Below are 12,599 nucleotides of genomic sequence, written 5' to 3'. Positions count from 1 at the left end.
CTCACCATGAGAAAGCTCGCTGTCATCTACCACAGTGCCTTTGGCCACACCGAGCACATCGCCCGGCAGATCTGCGAAGGCGCCCAGGACGTCGCCAATATGGAAGTCCACCTGCTCAAGGCCGAAGACCTGGCCGGCGAACCCGGCCAATTGCTGGCATTCGATGGCTTCATCCTGGGCTCGCCGACCTATTTCGGCGGTGTTTCCGGGGTCTTCAAATCCTTCATGGACGCCACTGGGCCGTTGTGGCGTAGCCAGCAATTGAACGGGCGCCTGGCGGCGGGATTCACCGTGTCGTCACTGGCGGCAGGGGACAAGCAATCCACCCTCATGGCGCTGTTCGTGTTCTGCATGCAACACGGCATGCTCTGGGTGGGCAACCCCATCCTGCCGGAGCAGCATGCCGGCGTGCCCATTGAGGACGCCGCCAACCGTCTGGGCTCCTGGTCCGGTCTGATGGCCCAGTCCAGCCATTCGGCTCCCGCCGACCCATTCGCACCGGGGGATGTGAAGACCGCGCGGATGTTCGGCCGGAATTTCTCCGAGACCCTGCACCAGCTTGCCGTGCCTGCGACGGAGGTGCCCGCATGATTCCCCGCCGTTTCGCCCCGTTAGTCTTCGGCCTGATCCTCTCCGGGCTCATGTCCCTGCTCGTATCCGGCATCTCCACCTGGCGTGCTGCAGGCCCGGCGGCGGACTTTCCCGGCCTCTGGCTCGGCGCCTGGCTCATGGCCTGGCTGGTGGCCTTTCCGGCGGTGCTGCTGGTGTCGCCAGTGGCGCGGCGATTGGTGGAGGGGCTGGTGGGGAAGGAATGAAGCCGCAGGCTGGGTGGAGCTTGCGATACCCATCAGTCCTGTTCGCATGGATACCGCAAGCTCGCTGAACGCCGGCCGATTCGTCCTGCAGCCTTCTACCGACCCAGGCCTGGCTCGACCCCGATGGTGGATGAATAGAGCGTCTTCCACCCTGAACGCCGCGGTGGAGCAGGCTTGGTCAGTTCAGCCGATATTTCGCCAGCTCATCCTTCGTCAGCACCCGCATGCGCGTCGGTTCGATGCCGTTCATGTCGTCCAGCAGGCTCAGGGGGACGTTCATGTCCTTGAGGTAGGCGGTAGGGCTGTAGCCGCTGCCGGCGGCGGCAAGGGCGGAGTCGCCGTGGGGGAAGTAGGGGCGGTGCAGGCCCACGTAGCCGCGCACGGTCTTGTTGCGGCCGGCGGCCAGCAGGTAGATGCAGCTTCCCTGGCACACGCCTTCGGAGGGCACCATCACGTCGAAGCCGGTTTCCCGCAGCAGGCGGCCCATGCGGATGGCCTCGGTGACGCTGCCGCCGATGTTGTCCAGCAGGGCCAGCTTGCGATCGAACTTGCCCGGGTTGGCGCGCAGGCCCTTCATCAGGGCTTCGTAATCGCCGGGGGCGATGTCTTCGGAAATCTGCACGGCGAGAATCCGGCCTGCCTTGCTGTGCTGCACGGGCTGGACTTCCACCTTGGCGAAGGTAGCGGCCGAGCAGAGGGAGGCGATGCAGAAGACGGCAGCCTGGAATGCGGTACGGCTCATGGAGCAGGCTCTTTCCGGAGGAGGGTTGGCGACGGTCGGAGAAGATACCGAAAAAAGGTGCCAAGTCTCCATATGACCTGGAAAGAGGCTTTCGTCGGATGGCCAAACCCGGAGGCTGAGCGGAAATTGCGGGAATACTTGCAACCTATTATCATTCGCGACTTTCGATTTCCGACCCTTCCTACCTCCTCAGATGCCTCAGCGCAATCATGGCTTCTTCGAGCACTATGAAGAACTCATCGGCACGTGGACGCGCCGGCTGAGGAACCGCCATCGCGCCGAGGATCTGGCCCACGACGCCTTCGTCCGGGTCCTGGAAGCCGACCAGGACAATGTCCAGCAACCGCGCGCCTACCTGCACCAGACCACCCGGAACATCGCTGTCGACCACTTCCGCCGCGAGGAGCGCCGTGCCCAGATCGAGCTGGACTTGGCCGAGTCGGGCGAGGAGTCGAGGAACGACCCCGAGTCCTACATGCATGCCGTCCAGTTGGCCGACTCGATCGAGAAAGCCCTGGCGGAGCTGCCGCTGAACTGCCGCCAGGTGTTCATCTGGCAGAAGCTGGAAGGGCAGAGCCAGGCGGAGATCGCCGAGCGCCTGGGGTTATCCAGGAACATGGTGGAGCGGTATATGATCCGCACCCTCCGCCATCTGCGTGAGCGCCTGGACCTGAGCGCCACATGAGCCGACAGCGCACACAGGGCAGCAAGACCCGAGACATGGACAACGACCGCAGCCTGATTCCCGCCACCTGGATGGCCAACCGATGACGAATGCCGACTGCCGCGCGCGAGACGAAGCCGCCTACTGGTTCAGCCGCAATCGTGACCCCGGGCAGGGCGACGAGGACCGTCGCGCTTTCGAAGCCTGGCTGGCGGCGGATGCGTCGCACCGGACCGAATACCAGTTGCTCGAACGCCTCTGGAGCGCCGCCGACCTGATTCCGGAGCAGCGCCTGCGTGAACTGTGCAGTGCTGAGGTCCGGCCCATGCCGGTACCGTCGCGTCGTCGCTTCCTGCAGGGCGTGCTGGCTGCAGCGGCCAGCGTGGTGCTGGCGGGTGGCGTGACCTACCTGTTCGACCCCTTCTCGCTGCGGGGCGAAAGCTATGTGACCGCGCTCGGCGAACGCCGCCAGGTCACCCTGGCTGACGGCTCGACTCTCGATCTCAATGGCCGTACCCGTGTCACGATCGTCTATTCCGCGAACCGCCGCCTGGTACGGCTGGAGGCCGGCGAAGCGCTGTTCAGCGTGACGCCGGACGAGGCGCGACCCTTCGTGGTGGAAGCCGGCGCCGGCCGCGTGACCGTCACTGGCACCCGCTTCAACGTGCGCCACGGCGAGCAAGATGTGCGCGTGGCCGTGGAGTCGGGACGGGTGCTGGTCGCTGGCGGGCAGGGCGCGGAGGCCAGTCGGCCGTTGCTGGCCGGTGACGGCGTGCGCGTTGCGGCCGATGGCGCCGTCGGTCCGGTGCAGCGCATCGACATCGCCGCCATCACCGCCTGGCGCCAGGGCAAGCTGGTCTTCAATGACGTACCCCTGGCCGAGGTGGCGGAGCAAGTGTCCCGTTACCGCGAAAAAACCCTGCGCGTTGCCCCGGAAGTAGCGGGCTTGCGCTTCTCCAGCGTGTTTCGCGCCGATGACACCAACGCGCTGTTGGTGGCCTTGCCGCGCATCCTGCCGGTCAAGGTCAGGACCCTTCCTGACGGCTCAAACGAAATTATTCCGTTTTAGATTCAGGTTTTTTTCAGCTCGTTCGTCTTCCTGTCCGACTCTTCACGCCCGGCGCATGGCTGGGGCTTTCTTTCAGGACCGAACGAACGTGAACAACGAAATACAGCAACAAGCGGTATCCGCAGCCTCTTCCCGCAAGACCCAGCGCTGGCTGCCCCTGAGCCTGGCCGTCGCCCTGGCGGTGGCCAGCCTCGGCGCCGAGGCCTCCGAACGCAAGGAAGTGCACATTCCGGCGCAGTCCCTGGCCAGCGCCCTTGGCCAACTGGGCCAGCAGACCTCGCTGCAACTCTTCTTCAGTCCTGACCTGGTGGCCGGCAAGCAGGCACCGGCGGTGGATGGCAACCTGCTGCCGGAAGAAGTCCTCTCCACGTTGCTGCAGGGCAGCGGCCTGACCTTCGACCTGGCGGACGGCACCGCCGTACTGCGTCGCGTTTCCGGCGATGAGGGTGCATCCGCCATGGAGCTGCCGGCTTCCAGCATCACCGTGGTCGGCGACTGGCTGGGTACCGCCGAAGATGCCGTGGTGCAGAACCACCCCGGCGCCCGCACCGTGGTGCGCCGCGAGGCGATGATCGAGAAGGGCGCGATGAACGTGCGCGATGCCCTGCGTAGCGTGCCCGGCGTGCAGGTGCAGGAATCCAACGGCACCGGCGGCAGTGACATCGCCCTGAACTTCGGCGTGCGTGGCCTGACGTCGCGCCTCTCGCCCCGTTCCACCGTGCTGATCGACGGCGTACCCGCCGCCTTCGCTCCCTATGGCCAGCCGCAGCTGTCCATGGCGCCCATCTCCATCGGCAATCTCGACAGCATCGACGTGGTGCGTGGCGCCGGCTCCGTGCGCTACGGCCCGCAGAACGTCGGTGGCGTGATCAACTTCGTCACCCGCGCCATCCCGGAGAAATTCTCCGGCGATGTCTCCACCACCCTGGAAGACACCGCCCACGGCGGCTGGAAGTACCTGAACAGCGCTTTCCTCGGCGGTACCGCGGATAACGGCATCGGCGCCGCGCTGCTCTATTCGGGCGTCAACGGCGACGGCTACCGCGATGGCAACAACGACAACGACATCGACGACGTGATGCTCAAGACCCACTGGGCACCCACCGAGCAGGACGATTTGTCGCTGAACTTCCACTACTACGACGCTTCCGCCGATATGCCGGGCGGCCTCACCCAGGCGCAGTACGACGACAATCCCTTCCAGTCCGACCGCGATTGGGACAACTTCAGCGGCCGCCGCAAGGACGTTTCGTTGAAGTACCTGCGCCAGGTGGACGACGTCACCCAGGTGGAAGTGCTGACCTACTACAGCGACAGCTTCCGGGGCAGCCACATCGCCAGCCGCGACCAGAAGTTCCTCAATTCCTATCCGCGCAGCTACTACACCTACGGAATCGAGCCGCGCGTCTCGCGCATCTTCTTCGCCGGTGACAGCACCCACGAGGTGGGCGTCGGCTACCGCTACCTGAAAGAGGCCATGCATGAGGAAAGCAGCCGCCTGGCCCTGGTGAAGAACGTCCCGACGCCGACTCCCGGCCCGTCGGCGGACGGCCATGTGTTCCAGGACCGCACCGGCGGCACCGAGGCCAACGCCTTCTACATCGACGACAAGATCGACGTAGGCAAATGGACCGTCACTCCGGGGGTGCGCTTCGAGAGCATCAACACCGACTGGCATGAGCGACCGGTGATCGGCACCAACGGCAAGCCGGTGCAGGAGAAGAACCGCACAAAGGACTACAACGAGCCGCTGCCGGCCCTCAGCGTGATGTACCACCTCTCGGATGCCTGGAAGCTGTTCGCCAACTACGAGACCTCGTTCGGCAGCCTGCAGTACTTCCAGCTCGGCCAGGGCGGGGTGGGCGACAACGCGGCCAACGGCCTGGAGCCGGAGAAGGCCAAGACCTACGAACTGGGTACGCGCTACAACAGCCAGACCTGGGGCGGCGAAGCGACGCTGTTCTACATCGACTTCGACCACGAGCTGCAATTCATCAGCAACGATGTGGGCTGGACCAACCTGGGCGCCACCAAGCACCAGGGCCTGGAACTGTCCGGCTACTACAACCTGGACGAACTGCTCTCCGGCCTGAGCCTGACCGGCACCTACACCTTCACCCGCGCGACCTATGAAGGCGACATCCCGGGCTTCAAGACCCGCGACCTGCCGTTCTATTCGCGCCATGTGGCCAACGTCGGCTTGCGCTACCAGGTGGATCGCTGGACCTACAACTTCGACGGCTACGCCCAGTCCGGCCAGCGCGCGCCGGGTACCGGCATCGACTCCAACGGCAACTTCACCGGCGACTACATCACCGAACCGACTGCCGACGGCCAGTTCGGCGACATTCCCGGCTACGTGACCTGGAACCTGCGCGGTGCCTATGACTTCGGCGAGCAGTTGTCCAACCTGAAGGTGGGCGTGGGTGTGAAGAACATCTTCGACAAGCAGTACTTCACCCGCTCCAGCGACAACAACGCGGGGATCTACGTCGGCCAGCCGCGCACCTGGTTCGTGCAGGCCAGCGTGGGCTTCTGATGCGCTCAGCCTGTGGGGGCGATTCCAATGGCGAATGAATTCGCTCCCACAGGGTTGTGCCGGGGATGAAGGTTGGCACGGACCGCCCCCTCTCCCGCGTGCGGGAGAGGGTTTAGGTGAGGCGAATGAAGTCACCCTCACAGGGCAGTTCACTCCCAATCATCCGGCTTCTTGTCCTTGCTCGGTGCCTTGTCGCTGATGCGTTTCACGTCCGCCGCCGGTACCTGCTCCGGCGGCTGGCTGGGCCCCGGCGGCCTGGGGGCAGGGGTGCGGACGTTGGGGTCGGCGTTCATGGCAGGCCCTCCGGCTGTGACCTTATCCAATCCCAGCACAGCGACGTGTGCGGCGCCCTGGCCGTCGGTCGCTTTCGGTCCCGGCCGCCTGGCTGATGGTGTTTGCTAGGCTCAGTCCACTCGTCATATCGAGAGGCTTGGCCATGAGCAGCAACGTCGACCTGAACCAGCGTCCCCCGTACGATCCGGTGATCCAGGCCATAGCCGATTACGTGCTGGACTACCGCACGTCTTCCACTGAGGCGCTGGATACCGCACGCAATTGCCTGATGGACAGCCTCGGCTGCGCGATGCTGGCCCTGCGCTTTCCCGAATGCACCAAGCTGCTCGGCCCGCTGGTGGAGGGCACCCTGGTGCCCCAGGGCTCGCGGGTGCCGGGTACGTCCTACCGGATGGACCCGGTGAAGGCCGCCTGGGACCTGGGCGCGATGATCCGCTGGCTGGACTTCAACGACACCTGGCTGGCGGCCGAATGGGCGCACCCCTCCGACAACCTGGGCGGCATCCTTGCCGTGGCCGATCATCTCTCCCAGCGGCGCCTGGCCCGAGGCGAAGCGCCGCTGACCATGCGCCTGGTGCTGGAGGCCATGATCAAGGCCCACGAGATACAGGGCGTGATGGCCCTGGAAAATTCCTTCAATCGCGTCGGCCTGGATCACGTGGTGCTGGTCAAGCTGGCGTCCACCGCCGTGTGCGCCTGGTTGCTGGGCGCGAACCGCGACCAGTTGCTTTCGGCCATCTCCCACGCCCTGGTGGATGGCCAGGCCCTGCGCACCTATCGCCACGCGCCCAATGCCGGTTCGCGCAAGTCCTGGGCGGCGGGGGATGCCACCAGTCGCGGCGTGCGCCTGGCGGAAATCGCCCTGCGCGGCGAAATGGGTGTTCCCGGTGTGTTGAGTGCGCCGCAGTGGGGGTTCTACGACGTGCTGTTCAGCCACACCAACAAGGACCTGGCGACCAAGGCGCCGGAGCAGGTGCATTTCCGCCTGCCCCAGGCGTTCGGCAGCTATGTGATGGAGAACATCCTGTTCAAGGTCAGCTTCCCGGCCGAGTTCCATGGCCAGACGGCTTGCGAGGCGGCGGTGCGTCTGCATCCGCTGGTGCGCAACCGCATCACCGAGATCGACCGCATCGTCATCACCACCCAGGAGTCGGCCATCCGCATCATTGCCAAGGAGGGCGTGCTGGCCAACGCCGCCGACCGCGACCACTGTCTCCAGTACATGACGGCGGTGGCCCTGGCCTTCGGTGACCTGCAGGCCGAGCACTACGAAGACAGCTTCCACCAGTCCCATCCAATCATCGACCGCCTGCGCGAGCGCATGGAAGTGGTGGAAGACCCGCGTTACAGCCGCGAGTACCTGGAGCCCGACAAACGCTCCATCGCCAACGCCGTGCAAGTGTTCTACAAGGACGGCCGGAGCACCGAGAAGGTGGAAGTGGAATACCCCATCGGCCACCGTCGTCGTCGCGCCGAGGGCATGCCGCTACTGGAAGAAAAGTTCAGGTCCAGCCTGGCGACCCGTTTCGCGCCGCAGCGCTGTGCGCAGATCCTTGCCCTGTGCAAGGACCAGGCAGCCCTGGAGGCAACGCCCGTCGATCGTTTCGTGGAGCTGTTCGTGGTCTGAAGCGGGGCCGGCACGGCCGGCCCCGGCGTGATCAGTCGCGGTAGCGATCCCGCGTGCGGCAGACCCTTTCCTTGTCGAAGACCTCGCGAGAGGCATCGATGCGTATGCGGCAAGGGCCGTCGCGGTAGTCGCGGTGCCAGTCGCCCCGGCGCCACGTCTTGCCGCGCCCGCCGGGGCAGCGGACGACTTTGCGGTAATAGCCGTAATCGGTGATTTCCTTCACCCGGCAAGGGCCGTCGCGATACTGCTCGACCCTGGCATCGTCCCTGTCCCACCTGTGGTCGGCCCGCGCGCTCTGCACGATGCCGGCAAGGGCTGCAACCAGAAGAAACACACCCACTGACGGGCCTGTTTTCATTTCGCTACCTCGATTCCGATACGTCTGGAGTTGGCCGGAGCCACTCGCGCTTTCGCGGTGGTCGTCCCGGCGACTGTTCAGACAGCGCGGAGGGCGTTTTTGCTCAGACGTGCAGTACGTCCGATCGAGGGGCGGCGGGGTGGGGCGGTTCCTATACTCAATGGACCCCGGCCGAAAGGCTCCTGGGGTGGAAGAAGCCCTATGAACGCTGCAGATAGTTCTCCCGGAGTCCGGGTGGAACGGCTGCCGGGCAGGCTTTGGGAGGTGCCGGTCCGGCTCCTGTTCGTGTTGCTCGTCTCCCTTTCGCTGACGCTGGGCGGTTGTGCTTCGAAGCCGGCCCCCTCCGTGGCGCCCGTCGTGGTGCCGCAGAGCACCTGGCGGCAGGTGGACCGGGATATAGCCGCCGCCTCCATGGCCGCCACCGGGCAGGCCAGGACCTATGCCCAGGACTCCATGGAACGCTGGATGGACCTGGTCTACCAGCGCACCGAAAGTGAGTTCATTCCCTGGTTCTCCAGTTTCTGGACCCGCAAGTGGTTGAGCATGAAGGTGGGTTGGTACCGCCTGAGTTCCGACGGCAAGCGCGAGGAAACCGTGAATCGGCTGGCTGCCTACCTGCAGGAAGAATATGACGACCAGGTGCTCAAGCCGGTTGCCCGCCAGCTCGACCCGGACGACATCATGGAGCAGACCACGCGGATGTACATCCAGCAGCTGGATGAGCGCTTGCAGGTGATACCCCAGCGTTTCGGCGTGCCCGCCGATCAGTTCGCCCAGCATTTGCAGAAGATCCCGGCCATCGAGCTACCGCCGCCGGGCCAGCGCGCCTCGCTGTTCCAGGTCCTCAAGGCCGATCCGCTGGAAGAACTGCCTGCCTACGCCTCGCTCATGGGCCGGATACGCAATGCACCGAATGGCGCTGGTGCCTGGGCCACGGACGACGGGTTGTCCACCATCACTCACGAGACAAGCGATCAACTGGAAACGGAGCTGGCCACCAGCGGTGCCGCCAGCGTCGTCACCAGCTTCATGGGGCGCGTGGCGGGCCCGGTGCTGTCACTCGGCTTCACCGGTATCGGCGCCATGCTCCACGAGGAGGGGCGGCATGACCGTGAAGCGACCTTGCGCAAGAGCCTCAACCAGGCCTTCGACGAAGAGTGGCTGGAGCTGATGCGCAATCCGGAGACGGGGGTGATGGCCGGTGTCATCCATTTGTCCGGACAAGTCGAGGGCAGCCTGAGGCGGACGGCAACCCTGCCGATCCAGTTCGAACCGCTGCCGCGTGTGGTGCCCTTGCCCGACAACTAGCCGAACAGCGCCGCCGAGCTTGCGGATCGACTCCCGCAAACGATTGGCCACCGGGCCGTTGGGGCGTCCGGGGAGGGGCCTGTCATGAAATGAAAAGCCCCCGTCGTGCGATGCGAAGCACCTCCAGGGGGGGATGCCTAGAGTCCAATCCATGGGTCCGTGACCCGACTACAAGAATCCAGATTGGAGACAGGCATGGCCAAAGCCGTTCGCTTTTATGAAGCCGGGGGACCGGAAGTACTGCGCTATGAAGAGGTCGAGGTCGGTGACCCGGGACCCGGTGAAGTGCGTGTTCGTCACGTCGCCGTAGGTCTCAACTACGCCGATACCTACTTCCGTAACGGTACCTATCCGATCCCGCTGCCCAATGGCATCGGTGTCGAGGCTTCCGGCGTGGTGGTTGCAGTGGGCGAGGGCGTGGACAACGTCGCCCTGGGCGATCGTGTGACCTACACCGGCTTCGTCAACACCCTCGGCGCCTACAGCACCGAGCGCCTGGTGCCTGCTGCGCCGCTGATCAAGCTGCCCGGCACCATCTCCTTCGAGACCGCTGCGGCCATGACCATGCGTGGCCTCACCTCCGCCTACCTGATGCGCCGCATCCACGATTTCAAGGAAGGCGACAGCATCCTCCTGCACGCTGCCGCTGGCGGCGTCGGCCTGATCGTTTCGCAGTGGGCCAAGCTGCTCGGCCTGAACGTGATCGGCACCGTGTCCACCGAAGGCAAGGCCGAAGTCGCCCGTGCCCACGGCTGTGACCACGTCATCAACTACAGCGAAGAAGACATCGCCAAGCGTGTGCGCGAGCTGACCGGCGGTCGCGGCGTCGACGTGGTGTTCGACAGCGTCGGCAAGAACACCTTCATGGCTTCCCTGGACTCGCTCAAGCGTCGTGGCCTGATGGTCTGCGTCGGCACCGCGTCCGGCCCGATCCCGGCCTTCGATCCGGTGCTGCTGGCGATGAAGGGCTCGCTGTTCATCACCCGTCCGGCCCTGGCCGACTACATCGCCGATCCGGCGGAGAAGGCAGAGCTGGTGGGCGAGCTGTTCGACCACGTGGGCAACGGCCGCATTCGCATCGACATCAACCAGCACTACGCGCTGGAAGATGCCGTACAGGCCCACCGGGACCTGGAATCGCGCAAGACCACTGGTTCGTCCATCTTCGTCATCTGAGGCGCTGGTCATGAATGTAGAGCAACTCACTTGCGCCATCGGCGCCGAAATCAGCGGTGTGAACCTGGGCGATGCCGCCCGGGACGAGGGTCTGTTCGCCGAGATCAAGGCGCTGCTGCTCAAGCACAAGGTGCTGTTCCTGCGTGACCAGAAGATCAGCCGTGCCGAGCACGTGGCCTTCGCCCGTCGCTTCGGCGAGCTGGAAGACCATCCGGTGGCCGGCAGCGACCCGGAGCATCCGGGCCTGGTGCGCATCTACAAGGACCCTGACCAACCCAACGACCGCTACGAGAACGCCTGGCACACCGACGCCACCTGGCGCGACGCCCCGCCCATGGGTTGCGTGCTGCGCTGCGTGGAGTGCCCGCCAGTGGGCGGCGACACCATGTGGGCGAACATGGCCCTGGCCTACGAGAAGCTGCCGGAAGATGTGAAAGCGCGCATCGAGGGCCTGCGCGCCCGCCACAGCATCGAGGCGAGCTTCGGTGCGGCCATGCCCGTCGAGAAGCGCCTGGCGCTCAAGGCCATGTACCCGGACGCCGAGCATCCGGTGGTGCGCACCCACCCGGAAACCGGCGAGAAGATTCTCTTCGTCAACGCCTTCGCCACCCACTTCACCAACTTCCATACCCCCGAGCGCGTGCGCTACGGCCAGGACTACAGCATGGGCGGCAGCGACCTGCTGCGCTATCTGGTCAGCCAGGCCTACATCCCCGAGTACCAGGTGCGCTGGCGCTGGAAGAAGAACAGCGTGGCCATCTGGGACAACCGCTCCACCCAGCACTACGCCGTGATGGATTACCCGCCCTGCGTCCGCAAGATGGAGCGCGCCGGGATCATCGGCGACAAGACCTTCTGACCACCTGTCCGCCCAGCCGGGTGATGCCCGGCCGGGACCCCTGAACAAGAACTTAACCCGGAGATCCCCATGCAATTCCTCGACGATTCCCTGCACCCGGAAAACATGGAAAAGGTGGTCATCACCGTGGCGCCCTACGGCCCCGAGTGGATGCCGGCCGACTTCCCGGAAGACATTCCGGTGACCATGGACGAGCAGGTCCAGAAGGCCGTTGACTGCTATGAAGCAGGCGCTACCGTCCTCCACCTGCACGTGCGTGAACTGGACGGCACCGGCTCCAAGCGCCTGTCCAAGTTCAACGAGCTGATCGCCGGCGTGCGTGAAGCCGTACCGGACATGATCATCCAGGTGGGCGGCTCCATTTCCTTCGCCCCCGAGAGCGAAGGCGAGGCGGCCAAGTGGCTGTCCGACGACACCCGCCACATGCTGGCCGAGCTGACCCCGAAGCCCGACCAGGTCACCGTGGCCATCAACACCACCCAGATGAACATCATGGAACTCCTTTATCCGGAGTACCTGAAGGGCACCTCCCTGGAAAACCCGGTCTACCAGGCCGCCTACAGTGAGATGACCGTGCCGGCCGGCCCGGCCTGGGTCGAGGAGCACCTCAAGCGCCTGATGGCCAACGGCATCCAGCCGCACTTCCAGCTCACCGGCATCCACGCCCTGGAAACCCTCGAGCGCCTGGTGCGCAAGGGCGTCTACAAGGGCCCGCTGAACCTGACCTGGATCGGCATCGGCGGCGGTTTCGACGGCCCCAACCCGTTCAACTTCTTCAACTTCATCCACCGTGCCCCGAACGGCGGCACCCTCACCGCCGAGTCGCTGCTGAAGAACGTCCTGCCGTTCAACACCATGGCCCTCGCGATGGGCCTGCACCCGCGCGTCGGCATCGAGGACACCATCATCGATCAGCACGGCAAGCGCTTCACCTCGGTGCAGCAGATCCAGCAGACGGTGCGCATCGCCCACGAGTTGGGCCGCGAAATCGCCAGCGGCAAGGAAGCGCGCGAGATCTACAAGATCGGCGTGGAGTACAAGGACGTGGAAGAAACCCTGCGCATGAACGGCATGGCGCCGAACCGCCAGCCGGGTCAGAAGCACGTTCCGATGCGTACCTGACCAGCGTAGCCAGAAGGGCCGGCCCA

Annotated in this window: 13 protein-coding genes; 10 read left to right on the top strand and 3 right to left on the bottom strand. The window is 65.1% G+C overall.

Annotated features, from left to right (window positions below; all coding sequences use genetic code 11):
* The first annotated feature begins 6 nt into the window (after nt 1-6).
* Entirely contained in the window at nt 7-591 is a 585-nt protein-coding gene (locus FXN65_RS16205; protein WP_151134212.1) for a flavodoxin family protein, read from the top strand.
* Nucleotides 588-815, top strand: coding sequence for a DUF2798 domain-containing protein (locus FXN65_RS16200; RefSeq protein ID WP_151134209.1), 228 nt, complete (start codon nt 588-590; stop codon nt 813-815). The genes FXN65_RS16205 and FXN65_RS16200 overlap by 4 nt, the downstream gene beginning before the upstream one ends.
* Nucleotides 816-993: 178 nt before the next feature.
* Here FXN65_RS16200 and FXN65_RS16195 read toward each other — a convergent pair whose 3' ends face one another.
* Nucleotides 994-1,557 (bottom strand): COG3904 family protein, encoded by a 564-nt coding sequence (locus FXN65_RS16195; RefSeq protein ID WP_151134206.1) that lies wholly within the window; start codon nt 1,555-1,557, stop codon nt 994-996.
* 193 nt (nt 1,558-1,750) lie between these two features.
* Between FXN65_RS16195 and FXN65_RS16190 the strand changes: the two genes are divergently transcribed.
* The 3 genes from FXN65_RS16190 to FXN65_RS16180 all read left to right on the top strand — a co-directional run bounded on the left by FXN65_RS16190 (nt 1,751) and on the right by FXN65_RS16180 (nt 5,829).
* Complete coding sequence (locus tag FXN65_RS16190; protein ID WP_151134203.1) at nt 1,751-2,242, top strand: RNA polymerase sigma factor; 492 nt, start codon at nt 1,751-1,753, stop codon at nt 2,240-2,242.
* A gap of 82 nt (nt 2,243-2,324) precedes the next feature.
* Nucleotides 2,325-3,290 carry a FecR family protein gene (locus tag FXN65_RS16185; RefSeq protein WP_151134200.1) on the top strand — a complete coding sequence of 322 codons (966 nt, stop codon included), beginning with the start codon at nt 2,325-2,327 and terminating at the stop codon, nt 3,288-3,290.
* Nucleotides 3,291-3,390: 100 nt separating this feature from the next.
* Nucleotides 3,391-5,829 carry a TonB-dependent siderophore receptor gene (locus FXN65_RS16180; protein WP_244620768.1) on the top strand — a complete coding sequence of 813 codons (2,439 nt, stop codon included), beginning with the start codon at nt 3,391-3,393 and terminating at the stop codon, nt 5,827-5,829.
* A 149-nt stretch (nt 5,830-5,978) separates the two neighbouring features.
* On the opposite strand, the gene FXN65_RS27930 is transcribed toward FXN65_RS16180, so the two are convergent.
* Nucleotides 5,979-6,122: a hypothetical protein gene (locus FXN65_RS27930; protein ID WP_178119344.1), complete on the bottom strand. Its 144-nt coding sequence runs from the start codon at nt 6,120-6,122 to the stop codon at nt 5,979-5,981.
* A gap of 143 nt (nt 6,123-6,265) precedes the next feature.
* Between FXN65_RS27930 and prpD the strand changes: the two genes are divergently transcribed.
* Nucleotides 6,266-7,750, top strand: coding sequence for a 2-methylcitrate dehydratase (prpD, locus tag FXN65_RS16175; protein ID WP_151134195.1), 1,485 nt, complete (start codon nt 6,266-6,268; stop codon nt 7,748-7,750).
* A 31-nt stretch (nt 7,751-7,781) separates the two neighbouring features.
* On the opposite strand, the gene FXN65_RS16170 is transcribed toward prpD, so the two are convergent.
* Nucleotides 7,782-8,084, bottom strand: coding sequence for a hypothetical protein (locus FXN65_RS16170; RefSeq protein WP_244620680.1), 303 nt, complete (start codon nt 8,082-8,084; stop codon nt 7,782-7,784).
* A 225-nt stretch (nt 8,085-8,309) separates the two neighbouring features.
* On the opposite strand from FXN65_RS16170, the gene FXN65_RS16165 reads away from it, so the two are divergent.
* The 4 genes from FXN65_RS16165 (at nt 8,310) to FXN65_RS16150 (ending at nt 12,573) form a co-directional block, all read left to right on the top strand.
* On the top strand, nt 8,310-9,416 hold the full coding sequence (locus tag FXN65_RS16165; RefSeq protein ID WP_226284109.1) for a hypothetical protein: 1,107 nt from the start codon (nt 8,310-8,312) through the stop codon (nt 9,414-9,416).
* Nucleotides 9,417-9,611: 195 nt separating this feature from the next.
* On the top strand, nt 9,612-10,592 hold the full coding sequence (locus FXN65_RS16160) for a quinone oxidoreductase family protein (RefSeq protein ID WP_151134188.1): 981 nt from the start codon (nt 9,612-9,614) through the stop codon (nt 10,590-10,592).
* A gap of 10 nt (nt 10,593-10,602) precedes the next feature.
* On the top strand, nt 10,603-11,451 hold the full coding sequence (locus FXN65_RS16155) for a TauD/TfdA dioxygenase family protein (RefSeq protein ID WP_151134186.1): 849 nt from the start codon (nt 10,603-10,605) through the stop codon (nt 11,449-11,451).
* Between the two features lie 69 nt (nt 11,452-11,520).
* Nucleotides 11,521-12,573 (top strand): BKACE family enzyme, encoded by a 1,053-nt coding sequence (locus tag FXN65_RS16150; RefSeq protein WP_151134182.1) that lies wholly within the window; start codon nt 11,521-11,523, stop codon nt 12,571-12,573.
* Nucleotides 12,574-12,599 lie beyond the last annotated feature (26 nt).

The organism is Pseudomonas lalkuanensis (assembly GCF_008807375.1).
Classification (GTDB): domain Bacteria; phylum Pseudomonadota; class Gammaproteobacteria; order Pseudomonadales; family Pseudomonadaceae; genus Metapseudomonas; species Metapseudomonas lalkuanensis.
The sequence above is the reverse complement of the archived record's forward strand: the minus strand, read 5'-3'. Positions and strand labels throughout refer to the sequence as shown.